The organism is Chitinophaga sancti, assembly GCF_034424315.1.
GTDB lineage: Bacteria > Bacteroidota > Bacteroidia > Chitinophagales > Chitinophagaceae > Chitinophaga > Chitinophaga sancti.
The window spans coordinates 31556-58542 of record NZ_CP139972.1 but is presented as its reverse complement, the minus strand read 5'-3'; the positions used below and the strand labels follow the sequence as shown (position 1 = coordinate 58542).

The 26987-nt window shown below is 45.5% G+C and carries 24 protein-coding genes; 11 read left to right on the top strand and 13 right to left on the bottom strand.

The window, feature by feature from the left end; translation table 11 throughout:
* Positions 1 to 11 precede the first annotated feature (11 nt).
* The 5 genes from U0033_RS00220 to U0033_RS00200 all read right to left on the bottom strand — a co-directional run bounded on the left by U0033_RS00220 (position 12) and on the right by U0033_RS00200 (position 5416).
* Positions 12 to 494 (bottom strand): hypothetical protein, encoded by a 483-nt coding sequence (locus tag U0033_RS00220; RefSeq protein WP_072357213.1) that lies wholly within the window; start codon positions 492 to 494, stop codon positions 12 to 14.
* 47 nt (positions 495 to 541) lie between these two features.
* Positions 542 to 1159, bottom strand: a complete 618-nt coding sequence (locus tag U0033_RS00215) for a DUF4294 domain-containing protein (RefSeq protein WP_072357212.1) — start codon at positions 1157 to 1159, stop codon at positions 542 to 544.
* 150 nt (positions 1160 to 1309) lie between these two features.
* Positions 1310 to 2329 carry an alpha/beta hydrolase gene (locus U0033_RS00210; protein WP_072357211.1) on the bottom strand — a complete coding sequence of 340 codons (1020 nt, stop codon included), beginning with the start codon at positions 2327 to 2329 and terminating at the stop codon, positions 1310 to 1312.
* Positions 2330 to 2404: 75 nt separating this feature from the next.
* Positions 2405 to 4939 carry a cytochrome c biogenesis protein CcsA gene (gene ccsA / locus U0033_RS00205; RefSeq protein ID WP_072357210.1) on the bottom strand — a complete coding sequence of 845 codons (2535 nt, stop codon included), beginning with the start codon at positions 4937 to 4939 and terminating at the stop codon, positions 2405 to 2407.
* Positions 4940 to 5017: 78 nt separating this feature from the next.
* Positions 5018 to 5416, bottom strand: a complete 399-nt coding sequence (locus U0033_RS00200; protein ID WP_072357209.1) for a cytochrome c maturation protein CcmE domain-containing protein — start codon at positions 5414 to 5416, stop codon at positions 5018 to 5020.
* Between the two features lie 277 nt (positions 5417 to 5693).
* On the opposite strand from U0033_RS00200, the gene U0033_RS00195 reads away from it, so the two are divergent.
* The 3 genes from U0033_RS00195 to U0033_RS00185 are packed head-to-tail and all read left to right on the top strand — an operon-like array spanning position 5694 to position 8650.
* Positions 5694 to 6740: an agmatinase family protein gene (locus U0033_RS00195; RefSeq protein ID WP_072357208.1), complete on the top strand. Its 1047-nt coding sequence runs from the start codon at positions 5694 to 5696 to the stop codon at positions 6738 to 6740.
* A gap of 8 nt (positions 6741 to 6748) precedes the next feature.
* Positions 6749 to 7339 carry a hypothetical protein gene (locus tag U0033_RS00190; protein ID WP_143150608.1) on the top strand — a complete coding sequence of 197 codons (591 nt, stop codon included), beginning with the start codon at positions 6749 to 6751 and terminating at the stop codon, positions 7337 to 7339.
* Between the two features lie 12 nt (positions 7340 to 7351).
* A complete protein-coding gene (locus tag U0033_RS00185; protein ID WP_072357206.1) occupies positions 7352 to 8650 on the top strand; it encodes a radical SAM protein in 1299 nt (432 codons plus the stop codon).
* 67 nt (positions 8651 to 8717) lie between these two features.
* Here U0033_RS00185 and U0033_RS00180 read toward each other — a convergent pair whose 3' ends face one another.
* A complete protein-coding gene (locus tag U0033_RS00180; RefSeq protein WP_072357205.1) occupies positions 8718 to 9944 on the bottom strand; it encodes an MDR family MFS transporter in 1227 nt (408 codons plus the stop codon).
* Between the two features lie 494 nt (positions 9945 to 10438).
* On the opposite strand from U0033_RS00180, the gene U0033_RS00175 reads away from it, so the two are divergent.
* The 3 genes from U0033_RS00175 to U0033_RS00165 all read left to right on the top strand — a co-directional run bounded on the left by U0033_RS00175 (position 10439) and on the right by U0033_RS00165 (position 14418).
* Positions 10439 to 11347 carry a cell envelope integrity protein TolA gene (locus U0033_RS00175; RefSeq protein WP_072357204.1) on the top strand — a complete coding sequence of 303 codons (909 nt, stop codon included), beginning with the start codon at positions 10439 to 10441 and terminating at the stop codon, positions 11345 to 11347.
* A gap of 223 nt (positions 11348 to 11570) precedes the next feature.
* Positions 11571 to 13046, top strand: coding sequence for a DUF5723 family protein (locus U0033_RS00170; RefSeq protein ID WP_143150607.1), 1476 nt, complete (start codon positions 11571 to 11573; stop codon positions 13044 to 13046).
* A gap of 85 nt (positions 13047 to 13131) precedes the next feature.
* Entirely contained in the window at positions 13132 to 14418 is a 1287-nt protein-coding gene (locus U0033_RS00165) for a bifunctional folylpolyglutamate synthase/dihydrofolate synthase (RefSeq protein WP_072357202.1), read from the top strand.
* A 36-nt stretch (positions 14419 to 14454) separates the two neighbouring features.
* On the opposite strand, the gene U0033_RS00160 is transcribed toward U0033_RS00165, so the two are convergent.
* From U0033_RS00160 to fbp, 5 genes are all read right to left on the bottom strand, one after another.
* Positions 14455 to 15015 carry an NUDIX hydrolase gene (locus U0033_RS00160; RefSeq protein ID WP_072357201.1) on the bottom strand — a complete coding sequence of 187 codons (561 nt, stop codon included), beginning with the start codon at positions 15013 to 15015 and terminating at the stop codon, positions 14455 to 14457.
* A 16-nt stretch (positions 15016 to 15031) separates the two neighbouring features.
* On the bottom strand, positions 15032 to 15562 hold the full coding sequence (locus U0033_RS00155; RefSeq protein ID WP_072357200.1) for a YfiT family bacillithiol transferase: 531 nt from the start codon (positions 15560 to 15562) through the stop codon (positions 15032 to 15034).
* Between the two features lies 1 nt (position 15563).
* Positions 15564 to 16328, bottom strand: a complete 765-nt coding sequence (locus tag U0033_RS00150; protein WP_072357199.1) for an ABC transporter ATP-binding protein — start codon at positions 16326 to 16328, stop codon at positions 15564 to 15566.
* 131 nt (positions 16329 to 16459) lie between these two features.
* Complete coding sequence (locus tag U0033_RS00145; RefSeq protein WP_083571338.1) at positions 16460 to 16993, bottom strand: CAP domain-containing protein; 534 nt, start codon at positions 16991 to 16993, stop codon at positions 16460 to 16462.
* 97 nt (positions 16994 to 17090) lie between these two features.
* Positions 17091 to 18101 (bottom strand): class 1 fructose-bisphosphatase, encoded by a 1011-nt coding sequence (fbp, locus tag U0033_RS00140; protein ID WP_072357198.1) that lies wholly within the window; start codon positions 18099 to 18101, stop codon positions 17091 to 17093.
* A 162-nt stretch (positions 18102 to 18263) separates the two neighbouring features.
* Here fbp and U0033_RS00135 point away from each other — a divergent pair, with 162 nt between their 5' ends.
* Complete coding sequence (locus U0033_RS00135) at positions 18264 to 19529, top strand: aspartate kinase (RefSeq protein WP_072357197.1); 1266 nt, start codon at positions 18264 to 18266, stop codon at positions 19527 to 19529.
* Positions 19530 to 19590: 61 nt separating this feature from the next.
* On the opposite strand, the gene U0033_RS00130 is transcribed toward U0033_RS00135, so the two are convergent.
* Positions 19591 to 20055, bottom strand: a complete 465-nt coding sequence (locus U0033_RS00130) for a hypothetical protein (RefSeq protein ID WP_143150606.1) — start codon at positions 20053 to 20055, stop codon at positions 19591 to 19593.
* Between the two features lie 197 nt (positions 20056 to 20252).
* Here U0033_RS00130 and U0033_RS00125 point away from each other — a divergent pair, with 197 nt between their 5' ends.
* Both U0033_RS00125 and U0033_RS00120 read left to right on the top strand, forming a co-directional pair.
* Positions 20253 to 20450 carry a hypothetical protein gene (locus tag U0033_RS00125; RefSeq protein ID WP_072357195.1) on the top strand — a complete coding sequence of 66 codons (198 nt, stop codon included), beginning with the start codon at positions 20253 to 20255 and terminating at the stop codon, positions 20448 to 20450.
* A gap of 6 nt (positions 20451 to 20456) precedes the next feature.
* Positions 20457 to 22901, top strand: coding sequence for an outer membrane beta-barrel protein (locus tag U0033_RS00120; RefSeq protein ID WP_072357194.1), 2445 nt, complete (start codon positions 20457 to 20459; stop codon positions 22899 to 22901).
* Between the two features lie 101 nt (positions 22902 to 23002).
* Here U0033_RS00120 and U0033_RS00115 read toward each other — a convergent pair whose 3' ends face one another.
* Positions 23003 to 23440 carry a CBS domain-containing protein gene (locus U0033_RS00115; RefSeq protein WP_072357193.1) on the bottom strand — a complete coding sequence of 146 codons (438 nt, stop codon included), beginning with the start codon at positions 23438 to 23440 and terminating at the stop codon, positions 23003 to 23005.
* Positions 23441 to 23712: 272 nt separating this feature from the next.
* Between U0033_RS00115 and U0033_RS00110 the strand changes: the two genes are divergently transcribed.
* Together U0033_RS00110 and U0033_RS00105 are read left to right on the top strand one after the other, a co-directional pair.
* Positions 23713 to 24843 carry a glycoside hydrolase family 88/105 protein gene (locus tag U0033_RS00110; protein ID WP_072357192.1) on the top strand — a complete coding sequence of 377 codons (1131 nt, stop codon included), beginning with the start codon at positions 23713 to 23715 and terminating at the stop codon, positions 24841 to 24843.
* 186 nt (positions 24844 to 25029) lie between these two features.
* A complete protein-coding gene (locus U0033_RS00105) occupies positions 25030 to 26952 on the top strand; it encodes a glycoside hydrolase family 97 protein (protein WP_072357191.1) in 1923 nt (640 codons plus the stop codon).
* Positions 26953 to 26987 lie beyond the last annotated feature (35 nt).

Genomic DNA, 26987 nt, shown 5'->3' with positions numbered 1-26987 from the left:
TTCATATCGTTTTATTTCGATGTAATAACCACGCCCACCTTCTTATCCTTCTCCTTCACCTCATATTTACGCTTCAGCGTTTCTTTATCCACCAGTACCAGGTTTACAATACTCTTTTTCTCCAGCGCCGCCAGCATATTCATACTCGTATCATCTATCTTCACCCCATCCAGTATATACTGAAACACGCTATCACTTCCATACTTCTTCAAGGCCGCCTCAAATGCCGGCGATAACTCCGAAAATAAGCGGTTATACCGCTTGCGTGCAAAAGCCTTCGTTTCTATAAATATGATGGCGTTCTCCGCCTTTGCCCCATATTTCGCCTGTAAGGTCGGGCTCTTGACCACATTCATAAACGCTATCTTATCCGGAGAAAGATTGTTAAGGCCACCCTCCACCTCAACGCTGTCAACTATAAACAATGTACCATCCTGGGCTTTGGACACTATACTCCATAAAAGGAGGCCCGCTAATAATAATCTGAATTGCATATTTCTAAGGTATAAAAAAAGCGGCAAGCGCCGCTTCAAAAGTCTTGTTAATTATATGCCCGTGAACCCCGGTAAATCTCTATTTCCTGTACAATCGCCTCAATATCTTTGTCTTCTTCCAGGTCATATTCACTTTTCAGATTCCCGCCAAAGAAGAAAGCCACCGTTTGCCACATTCTCGCAGAGAAACCACCTTTCAGTTCCTTGATGATCTCGTAACAGTTCTGACCGGTCTGCCGGTTGATCAGTTTCATTAATATACGCCCCTGGTAGATGGACAAATTCTCCAGCTTATCCCCGAACTGCGCCTTCATTTGCTTCTCTACAGATGCCAGGTAGGCCTTACGGTCCTTCTTGTCATGCAGGGCGGCCAGTTTGCTGTTCACATCTTTCAGAATCCTGGAAGCCTGTACCGCATACGGATAAGTTACATACACCGCGTTGCGCAGACGGGTCCAGGCCTCACGCTGTTTACGGAACTTCTTCGGTAATTTATCTATGACTTCTACAATCTGGAGTGTAATGCTGGGAATGGTATCGCCGTTAATTATAACCGCGCTGACGGGAATACTATCCAGACCGTGTCTGGTCTGGGCATTGACCCCTACACGACTAAAGAGGCACAGCATGATAAGGATGAAGAATGCGGATATTGAGCGACCCATTTCTTAATGTATTCCTAATACTATGCTAAAGTTAAGGTAAATTAGGATAGCATCTGATATTAATATTTTGTGATATTACCCCGATTTGCCTTTGGCAACAGCTGTATTTTAACAGCTCATGGCCGGCTTTCTGCACGCAAAATTTAATCCTTAATTATCCGCCTTCTGCATCATCGTATCCATCTTCAGCCTCCGCTGCGCAAAATCAAACATCACCCGCTCCACTCCTTTTACATCATGCGATGTCAGGTAACAACCAATCACATGGCTCCCTGCTTCCGGTATAGCCACAGCCTCCTTCAAACTATCTGCCGTACCCAGTAAATTCTCCATCTTCAGTATCGCACTCACTTTTACTGTCGGATCCTGGTGGTTAATATCCTTATAATAATACAAATTCAGTACGGGCTGCTTGATTTTCCTAAAAGTTGCCGGTACCATCGTCGTTTCAAGCAATGCTTCCAGTTCCCCAACCGCTTCCAGCCTGTATTTATTATACCAGTATTGCGCACGCAATGCATTGGTATCCCCCGATTGATTATAATTTCCATTCATCACAAGCCTGGACAACTGTAAACCCCAGGGATTATTCGCCAGAAAAGCCATCTCATTATTGATCTCAATATTTGGCGATAGATTGATCACCGCGTACACATCATTGGGGTAATTCGCTGCCAGCTCAAGTGCCAGGGTACCGCCCGTAGACGTACCCATCAGGATCACTTTCTCCCCCAGTGCCTTCCCGATTGCCAGGGCTTCCTTAGCATCCTGCCATAAACCGGTGGCTGTCATGGTGAGCAAAGGCTCTGATGTATCCAGGCCATGTGCATCCAGCCTGGACAGGAAGAGGTTACAACCATATCGCTTTGCAAAATCAAGGTGCACAGGATTCCCTTCGCCCTGACTGGCGGAAAAGCCATGCAGGTACACCACGGCATACTCCGTTTTGGCATGCAGGGAATCATGCCATACGATCCGGGCTTCATTATCCGGCTTTATAATATGCCGGGCTTCCTTCTGACAAATATATTTCTCCAGCCCCGCAGCATCTTCTGGTACCTGGGGAAACTTAGGGTCATACACCGGAACAGCAGGTCTTGGACCCAGGTAATAGACCAGGATCAGGGATGTTATTACAATAAGCGCTACACGCAGCCATCTGCTATTCATACCAATAGTATTAAAAAAACAATACAGGTAATAACCGGAATTATTACCTGTATCAAATATTATATCATCAAGCTATTAAACTGTCTTCTCTCTTGTCAAAGGCTTCTTCACAGCTGGTTTTTCTTTGTTCTGACGCAGGCGCTGGAACATACTCATAATGAATCCGATCACCGTTACGATCACCCCAATCCACAATACATTGATGAATGGGAAAATGAAGGCTTTCATCACTATGTAATCCCTGAAAACGGTAGATTCTTTTACTTCCAGTTCTACTTTCTTTTCCTTTGGCAGGATCTTACTAAATCGAACATAGAGTGACAATGGTGCCACGGTATCAGGGATATTGTATTCGTAGCTACTGTCGCGGATCAGGTAAATCGGCTTCAGATTGTACTGGTCATTATTTTTGGTATATACCTTCAGCGTTGCCCCTACTGCCAGGTCATTTGGCTCTGCTTTGTAATTGCGTGTTTTCGGCTGCGGATCAAGTCCCTCCATGATCATGTAGCCATTGGAGAAGAAGATGGAATCCCCCTGCGCTACTACATGCGGCTGATAAGTCGCGGTATCACTATTATCTTCTTTTAAAGGAACTGCTGTAATATAAGTAAAGATATCCTTGTTCCAATAATGTTTTGAATCCGGGTTTGGTGTCAGTGTCTGCTCTCCCTTGTTACTCAGAAAAGCATCCGGATGTAAAGTAAAGGATTCCAGTGGTTTACCGCTGGCAGGATCTTTACGCTGGTATCTTACCAGGTAATACGTCTTTGCTTCACCCGCCGGCATGGAATCGCCTGCGTAGGTCACATGGTATTCACCCATCTGTACCGGGAAGTTGCGTGGCAGCATCAGGTTCTCGCGTGGATTTTCCTTACTGTTCGCACCAAAGAAACCACCGTCCAGCATCTTCATCCTGTCAATAGAGATCGTTTCTTTCTTGGAGGAAGAGATCACGATGCCCAGCAGCACCATACCGAAACCGATATGCGCTATAGATGCACCTGCTGCTTTCAGTTTACCTTTCTGACCAATCCAGATGTAGGCAAGATTGGCAATGATTGCATAGAAGCTGGCGAACATCATCAGGTAGATCGCCATCAGGAAACCGGCACCGTATGCATCATAATTTACCTTGCCCAGCCAGCCGGCCAGAACGGTCGCAACAAGGGCCAGGGCAGTCGGGATCATCAGCTTGCGGGTGAACTCCCCCCTCGGGGTATCCTTGTATTTCAGGAACTGTACGATCGCGGTGAGAATACCGATCACGATGGCCACCCAGATCTGGATCTTATTATAATGGAATACACCATCAGATGGAGGTGCAATGTCGTTGGTCAGGTTCAGGAGTTTTTTAATACCCAGGCCATTTATCAGCTTATTCCATACCGGGATGGAAGTGGTAAAGGTGATCTGGATAGCGGCAATCATCAGGATCAGCGAACCGATGAAGAGCCAGAACTCGCGGGAGTAAGTACTTTCCTCCTTGTGAACGGTCGGGATCTCTTTCCTGCGGGCAATCAGCATGGCAAATGCCGGGATGAACGCGAAGAGGAAAAAGGTCAGCTGTCCGCTCATACCCAGATCCGTAAAGGAGTGTACAGAAGTATCACCCAATACACCGCTACGGGTCAGGAAAGTAGAATACAGAATTAATATGAATGTAATGAAGAAAAAGAAGAAGGTCGCCTTCAGCGCATGACCGGATGATTTAAAGGCCAGCAGGGTATGAATACCTGCTACCAGTGTGAGCCATGGCACCAGCGAAGCATTTTCTACCGGATCCCATGCCCAGTAGCCCCCAAATGTCAATGATTCATAGGCCCATGCAGCACCCATCATGATACCCAGACCCAGCACAGCAGCGCTGAACAGTGCCCATGGCAGTGCAGGTTTGATCCAATCTTTATATTCCCTTGTCCAGAGGCCGGCAAAGGCAAAAGCGAAAGGCACAATGGTAGATGCAAAACCCAGGAACAGCACTGGCGGGTGAATCACCATCCAGTAGTTCTGCAGGGAAAGGTTCAGACCATTACCGTCTTTGATAAAACTGAGGTAGTTAGGGCTGTTCACCCATGGCAGACCCTGGTTTTCCGGTGCATGACGCAACAGGAGGAAGGGGTTGCTACCTACTTTATAATTCAAGATGAAGATCCCGATCAGCATACTGCTCAGGCAAACCTGTGCAAATGACACCATGGTCATCACGGGTGCCTCCCACTTTTTAGTGGTACGGATCAGTACCAGGCCCAGGATACTCTGCCAGATAGACCAGAGCATGAAACTCCCTTCCTGGTCAGACCAGAAACTTGACAGGAGCAAACTCACCGGCAAATCGCGGCTGGAATTGCGCCAGATATATTTATATTCAAAATAGTGGCTGTACAATGCATAATACAGGCAACCAAATACGGCAAAAACAGATGCAGCCTGCACTATAAATGCCCAACGGCCCTGCAGTCTCCAGGAAGTACGTTTTACCTCATCTTCGGTACGTACGCTTACCCAATAGCTCACAGTGGCCACTATCGAGGCCACAAATGCCAGCACGGCAAAAAAATGTCCAAACTGCCCGGGCAATAAATGCTCTCCTATATATGTCGTCTTCAAGATAAAAGGTGCTAGAATGAAGAAATAGCCCGACTGTGCGGGCCATTAAAGCTTTTAAAATATTATATGGCGACTGGCTTATACTTTATTGCCAACCGCTACCTGGTCATTTTTATATTTAGAAGGGCATTTCATGAGGATCTTACCGCAATGAAATTCACCGGCCTTAATCATCTTGCCAGTCAGCACGACGCTTTCGGCTTTTTCAAAGTCAGTGGGTTTGGTACCGAAATAGGTTACTTTACATACTTCACCGGATTTGTCCTTTACATAGAAAGTAAACAGGTTAGCATCCTTTGCGGCATCGTATACCATAGTTTTGGTGGTATCCAGTGTTCCAATTACCTGGAATTCTTTTCCTTCTTTCTGACGAGCTGTGGCAAATGTTTCATAAGTACTGAAATCACCGGCCACTGTTATAATCACCCCAATTGCTACAGCAATCAGCACTAATAAAACAATACTAGATTTCTTCATATCGCAAATTGTTCTTAAGCTTCCCCTAAATGTGCGTTTTCAAATATGCTTTTTTATCCATCAAAACGGTCCATTCACCTTTCGATGCGCAAAATTACGGCAAAATGAGGTGTGAAAGTGGATTTTTTACATGAAAGGAGACATGATAATTATCATAAAAGCTGTCGCTGCCTTACCGTGCTGTTCAGGAGGCCGATAATGATCCACGCTGTGCAATACCGCTTAATGTATAAAGTGCTATCTTTGCGGCGAAAATTAGTATAAGAACTTCATTATCATGGCGGATTTATCCAACTTTGATCCCAATTCCGTCAGTCTGGTATCCAACAACATCTTCGGATTACCTACGACTGAAGAGGATGCGTCCCTCGTCTTACTTCCAATTCCATGGGAAGTGACGGTGTCCTATTGTCACGGTACGGCAAGAGGACCTGAACAAATCTGTAAAGCAAGTTTACAGGTTGACCTGCTCGATCCTGATGTAAAAGAAGGCTGGAGAAAAGGGTTCTTCATGCGAGAACAGGACAAGCACATGCTGCTGCGTAGTGATTACCTGCGTAAAGAGGCGGAGCTCTACCTGAAATTTATAACAGAAGGAGGGGATATTTCCGAGAATGAATTTTTGAAGAAAACACTGGTAGATGTCAATAAGGGTACGGACCTTATGAATGAGTGGGTGTACAGCCAGACCAAAAGCATCCTGGAACAGGGCAAAATGGTTGGCCTGGTAGGTGGAGATCACTCTACCCCGCTCGGCTATATTAAAGCATTGGGTGAAGAAAAAGGTGAATTCGGGGTGCTACAGATTGATGCCCATTGTGATTTAAGAAACGGGTATGAAGGCTTCCAGTACTCTCATGCGTCTATTATGTATAATGTACTGAATGAAGTGCCACAGGTGAGCAAACTGGTACAACTGGGTATCCGTGATTATTGCGAAGAAGAATTACAATATATACAGGATCATCCTGAGCGGGTGCATACTTTCTTTGACAGGGATCTTAAGCATCGGCAATTTGAGGGTGCTAACTGGGCTGTCATCTGTGATGAGATAATAAATCAACTGCCACAACAGGTGTATATCAGTTTTGATATTGATGGCCTGGATCCTAAACTTTGCCCGCATACTGGAACGCCTGTACCGGGAGGATTTGAATGTGAACAGCTGTACTATTTGTTTAGGAAACTGCTGGCAGGTGGCCGTAAGATCATCGGTTTTGACCTGAGTGAAGTAAGCAGTGCACATGAGGAATGGGATGCCAATGTGGGTGCCAGAGTGCTTTTCAAATTATGTAACCTGATGGTGCATCCTGATAACAAGTAATTTCACACATGCAATCTTATAGAATAAGAATTTTACATCCCAATGCTATGACCCGGCTGCGCATGCAACCAGCAATGCACGGCCTCATCGGCATTCTTTTTTTACTGATTACGATTGGTGTTTACAACCGTCCGGATCCTAACTGGGCAGTAGCCGGTTTCTTCTTTCTTCTGGGGATTGGGAGCCTGGTGTTTCCCTTTATGATGAAGCGGTTTAAGAATATACAGTCGGCCAACAGCCTGGCCCGTACTGTACAGGCCTTCGCCTGCCTGACAGGTTGCCTGTTTGTATTGACGCATATGCAACCGCTGGCAGCAGGCTTCCTGTTCCTGACGGGAGTCGCTGCGGCGTACATTGGCTATGCGGAGTACAAGATCTTCATGCCTTCGTATATCAGGGTAGATCTCAACGGGGCGACTTTGCCTACCACCTTCTCAGAAAAGGTGATTAGCTGGAGCCGCCTGAATAACTTAATTTTACGCAATGACCTGCTCACTATAGATTTTAAAGACAACAAAGTACTGCAACTGGAAGTTTTGGATGAACCCGGTGCAGATAAGGAAGCTGAAATGAATGCATTTTTTAAGAGCAGGCTTTAATCACAACTCAGTATGTTAAAACAGTCGCCGTACATTTTATATTCCGACGGAGAGGGGAATATTTTTGAAGATACATCTATGCTCACCACCGGCCGTAGTGGCTGGGATGCGTGGCCCATAGAACTTGACGAATGGATTGAACTGCCGGAAGGTGGCTCATTGTATGAATTACCTGGTCGCCGTGGAATTGGTTTAAATGCCGAGACAGGTGAGATGCAGTTGTGTGATAAAGGATGGGCGGTAGCTGCCTTTATTCCGCCTGCGCATACGGGTTTTTATATAGCGGCGTATGAAACGATGCCGGATGCCCCTACCCTGCCTTTGTTCTGCTATACAGCAGTAGGTTGGCTGGATGGGAAGTTTTATGTGCCTGCAGTGAGGATTGAGCAGGATATCAGGCAGGAATGTGGTGGTTTTGATGAGAAGAAAGTGAAAGACGGTGTAAAGGAATTGATAAAGGCATATCCGCATAACAGGCTGGTGAAGCACCTGGCTGATAACTGTGCGCTGACTTATCATTGTCCGGCAGCACGTAATTACTTTATGGGCCGTTGGGAATGTCCGATTCCTACTTCGCCTGCATGTAATGCGAATTGTATAGGATGTATTTCTTTCCAGCCGGAAGAGGAGTCGATCGTGTCTACACAGGATCGTTTGCGGTTTAAACCTACGGCGGAGGAGATTGTGGAGTTTACAGTACCGCACCTGGAAACAGCGCCTTTCCCGATTGTGTCATATGGACAGGGATGTGAAGGGGAGCCTTTGCTGATGTGGGAGACGATTCGTGAGTCTATTATCGAAATGAGAAAGCATACTGCTAAGGGCAGTATTAATATCAATACGAATGGTAGTAAGCCAGATGCGGTGCGTGAATTGTGCAAGGTGGGATTGAATAGTATCCGGGTGAGCCTGAATTCTGCGCAGGAGAAATATTATACACCTTATTACAGGCCGAATAATTACCAGTTTGAGGATATAGTGGAAAGTTTGAAGGTGGTGAATGAGTTTGGCGGGTGGACTTCAATCAACTATTTTGTGTTTCCGGGGATGACGGATAGTGCAGATGAATATGAGGCCTTGAGGAAGTTGATCAGGGATACGAATTTGAAGATGATCCAGTGGCGGAATTTTAATATTGATCCGGATTGGTATTTGGGTCGGTTAGGGATTACGGAGACGGGAGAGTGTTTGGGTGTGAAGCAGTTGCAGGAGTTGATACTGGAAGAGTTCCCGCATTTGAAGTATGGATATTTTAATCCCCCAATTGAGAGGATCAAAGGAGATTATACGCAGGATTTTGCGCATTATTAAGGAGAGGAAAACATTTATATGGATATTAAAAAAGGTAAACTGTAAAGTTTGCCTTTTTTAATATCCATCAGTGATGCTGCATCGCATAACTCCCCTTCTTCTCCATCACCTTCTGATACAAATAATTAAACCCTACCGCCGAAGCCAGGCACAATCCCGCTGCCGCATACCACCACACCCTAAAGCCATAATGCGCAATCATCGCGGAACCAATGGTAGGCGATAAGATAGTAGACACGGCAAATGAAACCGTATACAATGCAGCATATTGCCCGCGGTTATGCTCCCCGCTCCTGCTGATAAAGAACGCAGTCATAAAAGGAATGCTTAACATCTCTCCGGCAGTGAATAAAACAATGAAGACAATACTTACAAAGCCGGCAGCCGGCAGAATATTAAAACTCAGGTATGCCAAACTCGCCAATGCTACCCCGCGGGTCATGAATTCCAACGGATGCTTCCTGTTTTCAATTTTATAAATCAGCACCATTTCAATGGCAGCCACCAGTAACCCATTGATCCCTAACACCATCCCGATCTGCGCTTCCTCCAGGTGAAGCACCTCTTTAAAATATAAAGCAACCATGGTAGATAACTGTAAGAAACCAGTCGTAAACAGGATGCTGAGCGCGATAAAGGTGAGGTAAACCCCATCTTTATATACGCTCGCGGTTTTGACAGCAGGTTGTTCTTTGACCTCCTGTATTTTGGGCGCTACACGAACGGGGGGAATAAAGAAACGCATGAACAGGATAGCCACTATGCAGGTAAGCCCATCCACCCAAAAAAGCAGGTGATAACTAAAACTGGCTACAATCCCTCCCACTGCCGGGCCTATAGACCAGCCGAGGTTGGAGGCCAGCCTGTTCAGCGAATAAGACCTTGTCCTGTTTTCCGGGTTGCTATAATGCGCAGTAGCAGCGGTGTTTGCCGGGCGAAATGCATCGCCCACCGCGCTCAGGATAAATATGCAGATACAGAACTGCAGAAGGGTATGCATCTGCCCAAGCACTAAGAAGATCAATCCCTGCAGGAGCAGGCTCCAAAACTGTACGGGGTAAAAACCATACCGGTCGGACAAGCGCCCACCGGAAAAAGCGCCGACAATACCACCGATACCGTAGCAGGTCATGACCAGGCCCGCCTGCTGTACCGAAAAATGAAGCTGCTGGGTGAGGTAGACGGTCATAAAAGGGATGACCATGGCACCACAGCGATTGATCAGGAGCACAACAGCAAGTATCCAGGTTGAGGTCGATAAGCCCGCATAGGCCTTTTTATACAGAGAAAACAAGAGAACGAGGTTTTAAAAGCAAAAATCACCGCAAAGGTAATTAGAATTATTCCGATTTAAAATCGTCCTGACCTCCGCCCAAAAATAAGTTTCCGGGGCAGGCGGAGTCTGTTGAAACAGGCAGGAAAGACATAGGTAAGATTCGCTCCTTGTCTTACATTAAACTGGCACCTCTATATCACGATAAGGTCACCTCAATATCCAAAGGATAATGAAGTGACCTTATCGTGATAAGATAATAATGATCTGGCAATGATACCTAATAGGTATCGGCCTATGCACTAGTCGGTCATTAATGCTAGTAATCACTGTTTTGGAAAAGTATCTTGTCAAACCGCATTTGGAATGGTTTCTGATATTAGAAGGGAACAGGCAAGGGTATTATTTAGAAGATCAAAACGGGGCAGGTTCCGGCATCAGGGTATTTTTTCCCTAAAAACCACACAATACTGATCGCCAGCTATACGTATTAGAAAATATCTTATTTTTGGCTTATGCAGCAACAAAAGGAAAAGTTTACGACTCAAAAAGAAAACAATACTGACAAAAATATAAAGGCAGTAGGTGTTACTATTGCTGTGCATGCATTGGTCTTATTAGCATTGATCCTCGGTGGATTTTCCGCACCGCCCCCGCTCCCTAACCAGGACCTGGGCATGGAGGTAAATCTCGGTACTTCCGACGATGGTATGGGCGACGAGCAGCCTCTCAACCCCAACCCGCCCAGTGCTGACGCTGCAAATGCTTCCACTCCACAGAACGAGCCGGTACCCAGCCAGGATAATTCTACCCAGGAAGATATCGCAACCCAGGATAAAGAGGACGCTCCTGAAGTGAACAAACCAGAAAAACCGGTAGAAAAACCAAAGGAAGTAGCCAAAAACCTGGATTCCAAACCAGCAAAAACGACGAAGAAAACTTCTGAAAATAACCCCGTGGCGGTTGAAAAGCCAAAGACAGCAAAAGCTGTATTCGGTGGCGGTACTTTTACCGGCAATAACAGCGGTAACAATGCCAATGGTTCTAACAATTCCACCGGTGAAGGAAATACCGGCAAGCCCGGTGACCGTGGCCAGATCAATGGCGATCCAAACGCCAGCGGTTATACCGGCGGTGGTTTAGGTGGTGGTAAGTCAGATTTCCGGCTGAATGGCCGTAGCCTCATCAGCAGACCAAACCTTACTTACGATGGCGATGAATCAGGATATGTGGCTGTAAATATTAAAGTTGACAGAAGCGGAAATGTAATTGAAGCTACACACTCATTGAAAGGTTCTACTTTAAGTAACCCACGCAATATTGCCACCGCAATCAGAGGCGCAAAAGAATTGAAATACAATGTGAATGCTGACGCACCGGATATTCAATATGCAACTATTCGCTTCTTCTTCAAAGTGCAGTAAGCGATAATAATAATATAAAGAAAAATCCCTTCCCACATCAGGAAGGGATTTTTTTGCGCATACACTAAAATAGCTCATTGAATCCTCATTTGTAATAACATAATTTAATATCAATAATATATTTAGATATATTTGCATGGGAAATTCTTTTGTAGCGCTCGCCAATATCCAGGTACTTTTTGCGTTATAGGGGAGAAAACCGAACTGCCAACTAATTAGATATATGCTGTTTAGAGTAATTCGAGCCTTAGGCCTTACAACTGTCATTGCCATATCTTTAATCGAGCCATATAAGGCAAAGGCCCAGATGAATATGAACATGGGCGGGTATGCAAACAGTCATTACGCCGGGATTTATGGAATACCTTCCAACCCTGCAATGGCTGCCGGCACGCACTTCAAGTGGGACATTAACGTAGCAGGCGTAAACGCCGCTTTAGGAAACACCTATGCAAGCTTTCCGAAGTCGCTGATCTTCCATCCACCAGATTCAATTGGAGGACTAAAACGTAACAGGGATTATTTCCTGGACACCGTGTCTACAGGAAGACAATTCGGGTGGGGAAACATGGATGTAATGATGCCGTCCTACATGCACTCATTCAACGAATCGAGGGCAATCGCTTTCATATGGCGAGTGCGTGCACAAGCTAATGGCGGTGGCATGAATACCGACGTTGCGAACTTCTTTGCGAACAACTTTCCGAATGCTACGTATAACAACCAGCGTTTCGATATGCAGGTAGCCAGCGGCAGCTTTCATATGTGGAATGAATACGACATCAGTTATGCGCAGATCATCAAAGACGATGGTATGCACCTCCTGAAAGGAGGTGTGACCCTGAAAATATTGAATGGTATCGCTGCCGGCTACGCACAGGTAGAAGATGCAAGCTTTACCATGAACACCGCTACCAATGCAAACATTTATAGCGGTACCCTGAAATTAGGGTACAACGACGGTATCAACAACTGGAAAAAACCAAATACCAGCAATTACAAGCCGTTTACCGGCAACTGGGGCCTGGGTATGGATATCGGTTTGGTGTACGAATGGAGAGCAGAAATGGATGGTTTGCAGGGCTATGACGAAATGGACTGGAATCCTGAAGGGGACGATTATAAGATGAGATTGGGTGTAAGTATTACTGACTTCGGTGGTATTACTTACAAGAAAGTAGCGTCTAATACCGACCTCAGTCTGATCGCTAATAACATTAATCCGAACCAGATCAAAATGAGAAAGGGGGAAGGCTGGCAGTCTTATTACCGCCGCCTGCAACAATACTTTACGCCGATTGCAAGCGATGAGAAATTCCGTATGAACCTGCCCGCTGCACTGAACATCATGTTCGATTACAACATTGATGCCCGCTTCTTTGTCAATGGTGCTGCGGTAATGTCATTGAACAGTGGCCGTTATGATGCAAGCAAGACTTACATGGTTTCTCACTTCACTTTGACGCCGCGCTATGATGGCCGTCATTTTGGTGTGTATATTCCCATCGATGTTAATAATCATACGCAGTTTGATATGGGTGCCGGCTTCCGTCTGGGTCCGCTGGTGATTGGCTCAAACACAGTTTTGTCCAATCTGTTCCAGAAGAACAAGAACAGGCTGGATGGCTTTGTGGCACTGCGCCTGGTTCCAATGAGATTTGGTAAGACCCTGCTGGGATGTCCTGCAGCACAGTTCTAAGTGATTTAATTTTTCTAAATAAAAAGGCTTGTGTTTTACGACACAAGCCTTTTTATTTTACTTTTAATTTCATTTACTTTTGTGCATGAACTACCAACAAACTCTGGACTACCTGTATGAGCGCCTGCCCATGTTCACCCGCGTAGGGGCAAGTGCCTTCAGAAAAGACCTGCATAATACCATTGCTTTATGCGAACAACTGGGAAATCCCCAGCACCTGTTCAAAACAGTTCACGTAGCCGGTACTAACGGTAAGGGCTCTACCAGCCATATGCTGGCAGCCATTTTTCAACAGGCGGGATACAAGACAGGCTTGTATACATCCCCGCACCTGAAGGATTTCAGGGAGCGCATCCGCATCAACGGAGAGATGATCGACCAGGAGTTTATCGTAGAATTTGTACAGCAGGTACAAGCCTCTATCGAAGAACTCGATCCTTCTTTTTTTGAGCTCACCGTAGCCATGGCCTTCCAGTATTTTGCGCTGGAACAGGTGGACATTGCCATTATTGAAGTAGGCCTTGGTGGCCGTTTAGATAGCACCAATATCATTACTCCTGAACTGTCTGTCATTACCAATATCAGTTATGACCACATGGCCATGCTGGGGAATACCCTGCCTGAAATAGCCGGTGAGAAAGCGGGTATCATCAAGCCGAATATTCCGGTGGTCATTGCACAGACACAAACAGAAGTAGAGCAGGTATTCATTGATAAAGCAAAAGCCATGGAAGCCCCCATCACCTTTGCTGACCAGCACTGGTTGGTGCAGGACAATGACCTGGCAAAGGGGCATCTGCACATTCAGTTACGCCCGCAACATAGCGAGCAGGTATGGGATCTTAAACCAGACCTGAGCGGACAATACCAGGTGAAGAATATTATGGGTGTACTGAGTGCCGTAAAAGTATTGCAACAGGCCGGATGGGAACTGCCCGATGAAGGAGTAAGAACAGCACTCAGTCATGTAAAAAAATTAACGGGGCTGAGAGGCCGGTGGGATGTGGTAGCACAGCAGCCGCTCACCATCTTTGATGTGGGCCACAATGAAGCCGGTATTGGTGAGATCGTGGGTCAGCTGGAACATATGACCTACCGGCATTTGCATATCGTGACCGGTTTCGTAAAAGACAAGGAAGTTAGTAAGGTCTTAAAATTATTTCCTGCAGCGGCTACCTATTATTTTACAAGAGCACAGATTCCGAGGGCACTGGATGAACATGAACTCGCAGAAATGGGCACAGCAGCGGGGCTGAGAGGAAAAGCTTATCCCACTGTGCAACAGGCATTCCAGGCTGCAAAGCAGCATGCGCATGAGGAAGATGTGATACTGGTATGTGGTAGTTTCTTTATAGTAGGAGAAGCGATGTAAATAAATAGGCCCCTTCGTATGAAGGGGCCTATTTATTTATACGATAGCCAGTTCTTTCAACTTTAACAATGCATAGAAAATGCAGGTAACGTGCAGACTTTGCAACAGCTCATTCTTCTTCAGCATCGCCTTCAGCTCCTCCATTTCCAGCAACACGATTTCAATTTCTTCATTCTCATCCAGGTCCTGCTCCTGTACTTTCTTCCCTCCCGTAGCCAGGAACATATGCGTGATGTTATTGCTGCTCGCAGGGTTCGGGGCGATCTTACCCAGGTTGATCAGCTGCTCAAATTCGTAACCTGTTTCTTCCAGCAGTTCACGACGCATGGCGTATTCAGGAGAAGGATCATCGTTATCCATGGTACCACCCGGGATCTCCAGTAAGGTCTGCCGGATGCCATGACGGTATTGTTTCACCATGATCACCCTGCCCTGCTCATCCAGGGCTACGCAATTCACCCAGTCATTGTATTCCAGTACATAGTACGGGGAAACAATCTTTCCCTGTGGGGTCTCGCATTTATCTTCGCGGGCTGTTAACCAATTACTTCTAAAAAGATACTTTGACTCAAGCAGTTTCCAATCTAATGCCGACATATATTCAGTTTAAAGTTTATTGCCAGTTGTTCCGCTCTTTCAGCTTTTCGATATGGGCCAGGTGATGTTTACCATGCCAGGAATAAGAGCCCGCTACCTTTCTCAGGAAGAAGGTTTCGCCATGTTCCGGATGGGTGAATACACGTTCCCATTGTTCGGGGCTCATGTTATCCATCAAAGAAACCCAGCGGGTATGCAGGGCATGGAGCAGTGTGAGAGAAATATTGATCGGCGTTTTTGACACATCCGGGAGTTCGGCCCAGGCGGCTTCGTCGTAGGGCTTGATGACAGGATTGTCTTCAGTCAGGGCCAGCTTGAAACGGGTGTAGGCGTTCATATGACTATCTGCAAGATGATGCACCACCTGGGTCACCGTCCAGCCGCCGGGGCGGTAAGGAGTGGCCAGTTGGGGGGCATCGAGTGTCTGAACGGCTATTTCAACCAGTGATGGCAGGAAACGAATATCGTTGATATAGCTCCTGAGCTGTAAGTCAGAGATTTTTTCCGGGGCCTGAAAACGGCCGATCGGGTATTTGAGTTCTTCCATATTAAGCTTCTCTTAATCCTTCACCAGTCAGGTGAATAAACACATCTTCGAGGTTGGCTTTCTTCACTTCCTTCTTTCTTTCAAATCCACCAGACACCAGTTTATCAATCAGCGCATCAGGTGATTCCAAAGCAATAATCCGACCATGATCTACGATTGCACAGCGATCACACAAAATTTCAGCCTCGTCCATATAGTGGGTAGTGAGTACTACGGTGGTGCCCTGCTCACGTACCTGCAGGATCAGGTCCCAGAGATTACGTCTGGCCTGTGGATCGAGTCCTGTAGTGGGTTCATCCAGGAAGATGATCTTCGGTCTATTGATCAGCGTAGTCGCAATGGAGAAACGTTGTTTCTGGCCACCGGACAGCTCTTTGAATTTATTCCTGGCTTTGTCTTCGAGGTTGAAGAGTTTGAGTAGTTCTTTTGCATCGGCCTGCTGGTTGTAGAGGCCACAGAACAGGTCAATGAGTTCTACCAGGTTGAGGCCCGGGTAATAACCGGAACTTTGCAGCTGCACACCGATTACTTTTTTAATTCCCTCCGGATCTTTGTCAAGGTCCATTCCATCTACGAATACCTTTCCGGATGTCTTTTCGCGGAGTGTTTCGATGATCTCTAAAGTGGTGGATTTTCCGGCACCATTGGTACCGAGCAGGCCAAATATTTCGTTTTCATATACATCGAAACTGATGCCGTTTACTGCTGTAAAATCACCGTATTTTTTGACAAGGTCCCTGACTTCTATGATCTTCCTCTTTTCCATAGGACTAAATTAGTACAAAATAAAGTAGGGTTTAAATTTCATTTGCCTGTAAAAACGACAAATCCCCAAGCATGAGCGCGGGGGATTTGTCAATGGCTTGCGGCCGGCTAAATAAATGCGTTTATACAGATTTATTTCCTGGGTGCCGGCGCTTCTTTATGTACAATAAATACCTGTGTAAAGAATATAATCCTGTTGTCTCTACTGGAATGTGCGCTGCCGATGCCGATGCGGTCAAAATCACCCAGCATATTTTTCCTATGCCCCGGGCTCTTGATCCATCCATCTACTACCTCCTGTGCGTCCAGGTTACCATAAGCCACGTTTTCTGCTGCGCCGGGAATGTTCCCAAACACGGTACTCAGTCTTGCGATACGCTCTTCGAAACCATCGTGGCCAAAGGCGGTAGCGCCTGTTGCCATGGCTTTACTATGCTTGTAAGCCTGCCCGCTGCACGTTGCATCCAGCGTTAACGGTGGTTTACCCTGGGAAGCCCTGAATTTATTGGTGTAATAGAGAATCTTCTGCGCCATATCGGTGTCGTTTCCGTCATCCCTGGTTGATCGTGCGGTGCTTGTATCTGCCGGCGCAGCGCCACGGGAACAGGCTAACAGGTTCAGCGACAGAATACCAAATAGCATCAGTAATGTAAGTTTGCGTGTCATATGTTTTCGAATAAATAAAAGAAATTCACCATTAGACTAAAATAACCAATGCTGGTTTAGCAATAGTTATACCAAAAACTTACATGTTAGTATTTTTTTAACTATTCACTATTCTCTGCCAAATATCCATCATATTTTTAGAGCCCAGGAACACTGGTACCCGCTGGTGCAGTTTAGCTGGTTTCAGTTCCAGCAGTCTTTGTCTGCCGGTAGCCATTGCCACCCCGCCTGCCTTTTCCATAATGAAGGACATCGGGTTGCACTCATAACATAAACGTAAACGACCGCCTTTATATTTTCCGAAGGCCGGATACATGAAGATACCACCCTGGATCAGGGTTCTGTGTACCTCTGCCACCATACAGCCTACGAAACGATGACGGTAGATCTTGCCATGCTCATCCTTGGCCAGCCAATAGTCGATTGCCTTGCGGACACCGTTCTCATAGAGATGGTAGTAACCGATGTTAACAGAAAAAATGTCACTTTCAGGCGGACATTTCAGGTTTGGATGTGACAGGCAGAACTCCCCTATACTTGGATCGAGGGTAAAGCCCTGTACGCTTCTGCGGGTGGCATACACCAGCATGGTAGAGGAACCATAAATAATGTACCCTGCAGCAATCTGTACATAACCGGGCTGTAAGAAGTCTTCCAGCTCGCAAACGGTACCCACAGGGGTCAGACGGCGATATACAGAAAAAATAGTACCGATGGATACATTAACGTCGATATTGCCGGAACCATCCAGGGGGTCGATCAATACCACGTACTTGGAAGCTTTGGAGTATTCATCCGTAAAGGGAATGAAGTCTTCATTCTCTTCGGACGCCACCCCGGCACAGTAAATACTATGCTTTAAAACGTTGATAAACTGGTCGTTGGCGAACTCGTCCAGCTTTTTTACGTCTTCTCCCTGTACGTTGGTCTTACCGGCCTCGCCCAGGATATCGGCTATTCCAGCCTTATTCACTTCCACATTTACTCGCTTTGCAGCCAATCCGATATCCCGTAGTAGACCTGATAATTGTCCTGTAGCGCCGGGGTAATTCCTCAATTCCTGGATTGTAAACTCGTCCAGAGTCATTACTTTTCTATTGATACTCATTCTATAATGGATTAGTGAATATTCATTGCACAACCTAGCACTAATGTAACAGATTTCGCCCTATTTTAACGGAACTGTCATTTTCCCCGAAACAAATTTTAAAACATATTCAAAGTTGATTTACTTTGCCCCGAATTTTTTTAACGGAAGATAAACTCACATATGAAGGTTTTCAAATTTGGCGGTGCAAGTTTAGAAAGTATTGAACGAATCCAACAGGTAGCTGCGATTGTTCAGTCATTTCCTGATCAACAGATCCTGATCGTTATTTCTGCCATGGGCAAGACGACGAACGAACTGGAAAAGGTAGCCGAAAACTTTTATCTCCGTAAGCGTGAAATTGCGGCACAGTTGCTTTTCAATATTGAAAAGTCGCACACTGAAGTGGCAGAAAAGCTGCTGGGAAGCAGGACCCACCCTGTTTTTGATCAGCTGCAAACGTTCTTTACTGAAGCAGAATGGACCCTGGGTGAGAAACCCGGCCGTCCTTACGACTATTACTACGACCAGCTGGTAAGTATCGGGGAACTGCTTAGTACTGCCATCGTCAGCGCTTACTTCAACCTGGCAGGTGTACCGAATATCTGGATGGATGTACGCGATGTGTTTAGAACTGACGATACTTTCCGCGAGGCGAATATCGACTGGGAAGTGACTGGTCGTCAAATAGAGCAAAAAGTACTACCCCTCTTCAAAAAAACCAATATTGTCGTAACACAGGGCTTCATTGGCAGTACCGATGAAAATGAAAGTGTGACCCTGGGCCGGGAAGGATCTGACTACTCAGCGGCGGTGTTTGCAAACCTGCTAAATGCGGAAAGCGAAACCATCTGGAAAGATGTGGAAGGACTGAAGAATGCAGATCCGAAATTATTCCCGAATACGATCAATATACCAGAGATCAGTTTTAGTGAGGTGATTGAAATGGCGTATTATGGTGCGCAGGTAATTCACCCGAAAACGATCAAGCCTTTGCATAACAAGCAGATCCCATTGTATGTGAAGAGCTTTTTAAATAAGGACCTGCCTGGTACCGTGATCAGGGAAGATGTTGATGTGAAGCAGCTCCCTCCTATTATCGTGGTGAAGAAGAATCAGGTGTTACTGACCATCACTTCCAGGGATTTTGGATTTGTAACAGAAGACAGGATCAGTGATATTTATGAACTGTTTCATAAACTAAAGATCAAGATCAACCTGATGCAGAATGCGGCGATCAGTTTTAGTTGTTGTATTGATAACAGCCCTGAAAAGATTGAGACATTGATCAAGGCTCTCCACGATAAATATAAGATTGGATATAATGAGGGGCTGGAATTGCTGACGGTAAGGTATAATAAAGATGGCGTGATGGCTGACCTGATTAATAACAGGACAGTGTTGCTGGAGCAGCGGTCTCCGGTTACGATCCAGGCATTACTGAAATGATCCGATAATATTATGATAAAAAAAAGGCTTTTACGTGAGTAAAAGCCTTTTTCCATTATTATTAATTCAGTCTTTTCAGATAATACCAGGTACCACTATACCAGGAGTTGTACAGGATCAGGTAACCGTTCTTTACTTCGAGCGGACGCAAATCGAAATCATCTCCTGCAGTAGCCCCTCCAGCTACACCGGCCAGGTTCATTTTGTAATAGATCTGTGTCTGTTTTTCAACGTCATATTTCCATGTCATTGCGTATACATGTGTAGTATCATTCTTTTTCCAAAACAGGGAATCCTCTGTAATACGGATGAAAAAATTTGTAAATAATGTGGTATCCTGCAGAGATGGCATAGAACCAGGACCGTAAATTGTCTGGGTCACCTGAAATGAGCCGATATTATACTTCTTGATCACTTCAAGGCTCTCTTTCGCAAAAGAATGGTTTTCCTCGAGAGTAAATGGAGGATCTTTCTTACAAGAAGCCATCACAAGTACTAACAGGCTAAAAATCAGACATCTATTCATAAGGGTATAGGTTTTCAAGGATATATTGAACATTTTAATAATACAAATTTATTAAAATTTTTAATAATTCCTTACAAAATGGCTATCTGTATAAAAATTGGTGATTTGATCATTTTGATTTAAAATAATTTTAAAAAAAAGAGCGATCTTCCTGCAACCTTTTTTCACCCGTATCGTCTTTGTATAAAACAACCCATATGAAAAAGGTATTCATATTCATAACTATAACCCTGGGTATGCTTACCATTATCGCGCTGGAGGGCCGTTCCTTACATGACCAACAATTAAGGGATCACTGTTATGACAGAAAGATCTTACCAGTATTCCTGCTCAATTTCGGATACCAATGGACTAAACCGCTAAGTCACGCCCACAGCCATCAACTAGAGATCTGATTGTTTATGAAAAAACTCGTTTTGCTTATTCTGCTTAGCTACTGTGGCTACAGGGAATGCCATGCTCAAAATGTAAATGGAAAGATTAGTGTGAAAGTGATAGATGATAAGGGGCACTCCCTGCCATTTGCCAGTGTTGTACTTCGGCACACAAAAGATTCCAGCCTGGTAAAGGGAGAACTGAGTGCTGCGGATGGCAGTGCCAGTTTTGAAAATATCACCAGTGGCCATTACTTTGTCCAGTCCTCCTTAGTGGGGTATCAGACAGCTTATACACCGGCCTTCTCCATTGACCCCACACATACCGCTGTTCAGTTTCCGAACATGACGCTGTCCAGCTCTTCAAAAGATTTAAAGGGTGTGACCATCTCTGCCCAGAAACCTTTTATTGAAAGAAAAGAGGGTGCCACTGTTTTGAATGTAGAAAGCAGCGTGGCTGCGGCAGGCAGTAATGTACTGGATGTACTGCGCCGTGCGCCGGGGGTGCAGGTTGATAAAGACGATAATATTTTATTGAAAGGAAATGGTGGGGTAACCGTCATGCTCGATGGAAAACTCACCTACCTGAGTGGCGAACAACTCGCCAATTTGCTGAAAAGTTTGCCGGCAGAAACAGTCTCACAAATTGAGATTATGACTTCTCCTTCCGCCAAATATGATGCTGCCGGCAACTCTGGGATTATTAATATTAAAACAAAAAAAGGTGTCGCTACCGGTGTAAACGGCTCCCTGAATGGTAGTGGCGGGTTTGGCCGGTACGGCTTCTATAATGCCGGCTTAAACCTGAACTGGCGAACTGAAAAGTTCAACGTGTTTGGCAGTTACAATCATAGCGACCGGCATTTTTTTAATGAAAGGCTGGCTACCAGAGTGGTGAACGGTGATAATAAGGAGGCAGCACAATTCTTTTCTGCACCACAGTTTGGAAAGCGAAACCATATCGGCAACCAATATAAACTGGGCTTTGATTATTTCATTAGCCCCAAACATACCGTGGGCGTATTGCTGAACGGGTATAACAATTTCTTTCGCAGCAATGTGAGTAATACCACGAATATTTATCGCTTAGGCAACCGTACCCTGGATTCATCTTTGAATTCAGTGACCACCAATGATCATAATTTTAATTCCAATACCATCAACGTCAATTATAAAGGTCAGCTGGATACACTTGGTACGGAGATCAGTGTAGATGCGGATTATGTCAGCTTAGGCTATCACCGCAGGTTGTACATGAATGATAGTATGTACTATCCGGGAAATCCTGCGTATAAGAATCCTCATACGATCAGGAATTTCACCACCACCAAAATGACCATCAAAAGTATTAAGGGGGATTTAGTACTGCCTTTTAACAAAACGACCAAACTGGAAACGGGTGTAAAGGGCAGTTTTGTTACGACCGACAACGTACTCCAGTACGATTCATTATATGAAGGGAAATACATTCCCGCATTGTCGCAGAGCAATCATTTTATTTACACGGAAAATGTACTGGCAGCATACGGCATCATCAAAAAATCTTTCAGCGGGGGTACGGATGCCCAGCTGGGGCTGCGGGTAGAAGGAACTACTTCAAAAGGATATTCAGTGACCTATAATTCAGTTGAGAAAAGGAACTATGTAAGTTTCTTCCCCAACCTGACAGTAGATCATTCTTTTAGCAAGGATCATAAACTGGGAATCAGCTTTGCCCGGCGTATCAGCAGACCGGAATATGAGGACCTGAATCCGTTTATATTCTATTCTGACAGGTACACCTATGGCAGGGGAAATCCTTACCTGAAACCGGAGTTTACGAATATCGTGGAGCTCACTTACACCTTTAAGCAACAGTATATCGTGAGTGTAAGTTATGACAGGACTAAGGATTTCATTTCTGAGTTCTTAGAGCAGAATGATTCTACAAAGGTGACCTGGAGTTATGATAAGAACTATGATCACAAACAGGGCTGGCATTTGACACTGACTGTGCCGGTGACTGCGACGAAATGGTGGAATATTAACAATACCCTCAATCTGAATTACAACTATTTCAGGCTGCAGGATGTAGGAATGGATATTGTGAATTCAGCAATTGGGGCACATTTTGAGACCACTTCTACCTTTACATTGCCGGGCAACTGGAAGGTGGAGCTGAATGCCTATGGGGGTACACCTTTCCAGTGGGGAGTATGGAAAGGCAAGGCCTATTATGCAATCGGTGGCGGGGTACAAAAGACACTGCTTGATAAACGCCTGAATATGAAACTGAACTTTACGGATGTGACGAATGGAGATCAGTTCAGGGGATCTGCAGTGTATGGAAATGTAGATTTCCATATTCATAACCAGTGGCAGAACAGAACAGCTACACTGAGTGCGACGTATAGTTTTGGGAATAGTAAGATTAAGGGGGCGCGGGATAGGCAAACGGCAACAAGTGCGGAGGCGAAAAGATCCGGAGGATGAGTTTTCTTAGGTTTTGACATATCAGTTAAACGGCTGCTTCTTGATGAAGACAGCCGTTTTTTATTTTTATCTGGTACCTTTGAATGATCAGTTTAATTGATTTATCTGGTACCTTTGATATAACCTTCGAGGTTATTAATAATGTATTTTTGTTCATTGATAATGTACTTGACCACATCACCTATGGAGATCATCCCTATTAGCCTGCCCTGATGGTCAATAACCGGAAGGTGGCGGATGTGTTTTTCAGTCATTTTCACCATACAATCCTCAATAGAATCATTTTCGGTGACCGATATCGGGTTTTCTGTCATGATCTCCCTGATCAGGGTTTCTTTGGAGGCGCGGCCTTTGACGATCACCCTGCGGGCATAGTCACGTTCAGAAAAAATCCCGCAGACTTTATCATTGTCAAGTACAATGAGTGCTCCGACATTTTTGTCAACGAGCACACTGAGTGCTTCGAAAACGGTAATGTCGGGATGGATGGAGTACACTGCGTGACCTTTGGCTTGCAGAATATCGCGTACTGTTCCCATAACGAGGAGATTTAGGAGGTGAAGAATGGAGTACTGCTTTATTTCTAAGTTAAGAATTTTGGGGGAGAATAGCAAGTTTGGAGGAGGCCAACTAAATGAGTAGCAACATCTATACGAGGGGAATAGGCAAAATGCCAGCTGTGAGGTTAAATTCCGTCATTCTCCTAAAAATATCGGAGACAAAATATTGCATTACAAATTTTTAAATATTACTTTAGGCAAATTTTACATCAAAACATGTATTATTTGCTACCCTATAACATTCATCATATATGAATTATCGAACACAATTCCGGGTTTTGATCGCTACTGTAGCGTTGTTCGTGAATCTGGGAGGGACATTTGGCCAGAAGATATTTAAGGAATGGCCCCTTGGTAGTGAGCCAAACGTTATTGGCCCATATGTAGCTAATCACTATGTAGCATCTAACTTTGACAATTTTGGCTCTTCCGAGCCCCCAACTTCCATTACCTATCCTGAAGTACTGACCTGGTACGGCGCCCTGCAGATGGCGAAAGTGACCAGTGACAAGGCGCTGGTAGAAAAACTGGCACTCAGGTATGAACCACTCGTGGCACAGGCACACCACATGATGCCTGCTCCCGATATGATGGAGCACAGCGTATTTGGCGCAATTCCACTGGAACTCTATCTGCAAACCAACCAAAACCGTTACCTGGACGTGGGTAAGCCTTTTGCTGACCAGCAGTGGGAGCTGCCTGAGGGTCCTAAACCGGAACAACAGGTATTAGCAGGCAGAGGCCTTTCCTGGCAGTCACGTATGGTGGTGGAGGATATGTTCCTTTTCACCCTGGTACAGACACAGGCATTCAGGGCTACCGGTACCAAAGAATACATTAATAGGGCGGCGACGGAGCTGACCGTATACATAGATGCTTTACAACAGGCAGGTGGCTTGTTCAACCAGTCTAATGATGTTCCTATTTACTGGGGCCGTGGCAATGGCTGGGCGGCAGCAAGCATGGCATTAATTCTCAACTACTTACCTGCTGAGAATCCAAACCGTGCACACATCCTGGACAGCTATAAGAAAATGATGGCTGCCCTGAAGCAGTACATGACCCCTGATTACAAATGGGGCCAGATCATTGACGATGAAAAGTCCTGGACGGAAAATTCCGGGAGCGCAATGTTTACCTATGCACTTGTGATGGGTGTGAAAAGAAAATGGCTGGAGGACGACGCTTATGGCATGCTGGCCAGGAATGCCTGGATGGCGATTGTAAAAGGCCTGAATGAAGCCGGTGATCTGAAGGATGTGTGTGAGGAAACCAAAAAGAAAAACGATCCAAATTATTACCTCAACAGGGAGAAAGTGACGGGGAGCCTGGTAGGTCAGGCACCGGTGTTATGGACGGCTGCCCTGCTGCTGGACAAGTAATAGCATCTATATGCACAGGAGCCGCTGTTGCCGATTGGCAGTAGCGGCTTTTTTATCGGGTTACCTTTTTATCCTTAGCTGCAGGCCATTGAGCGAAGTTCATGGACCGAATTATTCCCTCTCTTTTTTTTGAATTTGCTCACATTGTTTTATACCTTGTAACCTGTAAAAAATTCAGGTCTCATTATGAAATTCCACCTATGGCTTGCATGTACATTCCTGTTAGGGAGTGTCTCCGCCATTCATGCACAAAAGAAATTTACGTTACGTTCTCCAGACAAGTCCGTAACACTGACCGTTGCTGTCGGGTCTACAGTCACCTACACGGTATCACAGGATAACAAGACATTGATCGGTTCATCCGTGGTTTCATTCAATAACAGTAACTATAAGGTAAGCAAGGCTACACAAAGTTCGCATCAGGGCAAACTCACGCCTGTTGTGAAGCAAAAGACGGCGGTCATTGAGGATCGATACAATGAGCTTCATATCGATTTTAGCAATGTATTATCGCTCGAATGGCGGGCATATGATAATGGGATTGCCTGGCATTGGATCAGCCACGAAAAAGGCGCTTACAAGGTAAAAGATGAGCAGGCGGAGTTCAATATGGACAAGGCCGGGAAAGCCTGGTATCCGCAGGAGGATGGATTCTATTCTCATAACGAGCGGAAATACATTCCTTATACCATTAGTGAAATAGGCGATAATAAACTGGCAAGTCTGCCGGCATTGTTCGAAGTGAATGGCACGAAATTACTCATTACAGAATCCGGCCTGTATCATTATGCGGGCATGTGGTTACGTGGCGGGAATACTATTCACGCCGTGTTTCCACAATATCCGAAGGAGTTGAAATTAACAGGAGACAGGGATGAGCAGGTAGTATCCAGGCAGGATTATATTGCTGATTTAAATGGTCCGCAGGAGTTCCCATGGAGAGTGGTAATGATTGCGCGTAATGATGCCGACCTGCTGACGAATCAGCTGGTGTACCAGGTAGCGCCGGAGGCAAAGGGTGATTATAGCTGGGTAAAGCCGGGGAAAGTGCAGTGGGATTGGTGGCATTACAACAATGTATATGATGTAGATTTCAGGGCAGGAATCAATAATGATACGTACAAGTATTATATAGATTTTGCCGCAAAGAACGGGATTGAATATGTATTGCTGGATGAGGGCTGGTGCAGTACCACGGACCTGTTTAGCCTCGTGCCGGATATCAATGTAAAAGAACTGGTGGCGTATGCAAAGAAACGTCATGTAGATATCTTGTTATGGACCAGCTGGATGGTATTGAACCAACAAATGCAACCGGCGCTGGATACCTTTGCTGCATGGGGTGTGAAGGGGATCAAGGTGGATTTTATGCAGCGGGATGACCAGCTGATGGTGGCGTATTATGAGAAGGTAGCGACAGAGGCGGCAAAGCGTCATCTGTTGGTAGATTTTCACGGGGCGTATAAACCAATTGGTTGGTTGCGTACGCATCCGAATGTACTGACATCAGAAGGTGTGTTGGGGAATGAGAACAGTAAATTTGGGAACCAGATAGATCCTGTACATACCACTACCCTGCCCTTTATCAGGCAGGCAGCGGGGCCGATGGACTTTACACCGGGTGGAATGCTGAATGTACAGAAAGATGCATGGAGTGCACAGCCGGCAGAGCCGATGACGCTGGGCACAAGGTGTAATCAGTTAGCCATGTACGTTATATTCGAAAGCCCCCTGCAGATGTTGTGCGATATACCTACGCATTATATACGTGAACCGGAGGCCATGGAGTTGCTGAGTAAGGTACCTGTGGAATGGGCCAGGACGATACCATTGCAGGCGAAGATAGGCGAATATGTGGTGATGGCAAGACAGGCATTAAATGGGGATTGGTATATAGCGGGCATGACGAACTGGGAGGCGAGAGAGGTGAATGTGGATCTGTCATTTTTACCGGTGGGTACATACCAGATGGAGTTGTGGAAGGATGGGCTGAATGCGGACAGGAATGCGAAGGATTTTAAACTGGAGAAGAGAGCGATAGCAAATGGGGCGCATTTGCCGCTGAAGCTGGCGCAGGGAGGTGGATTTGTGATCAGGTTGACGAAATGAGTTCGTGGCTGATTATGCAGAATGATTTCTTTACT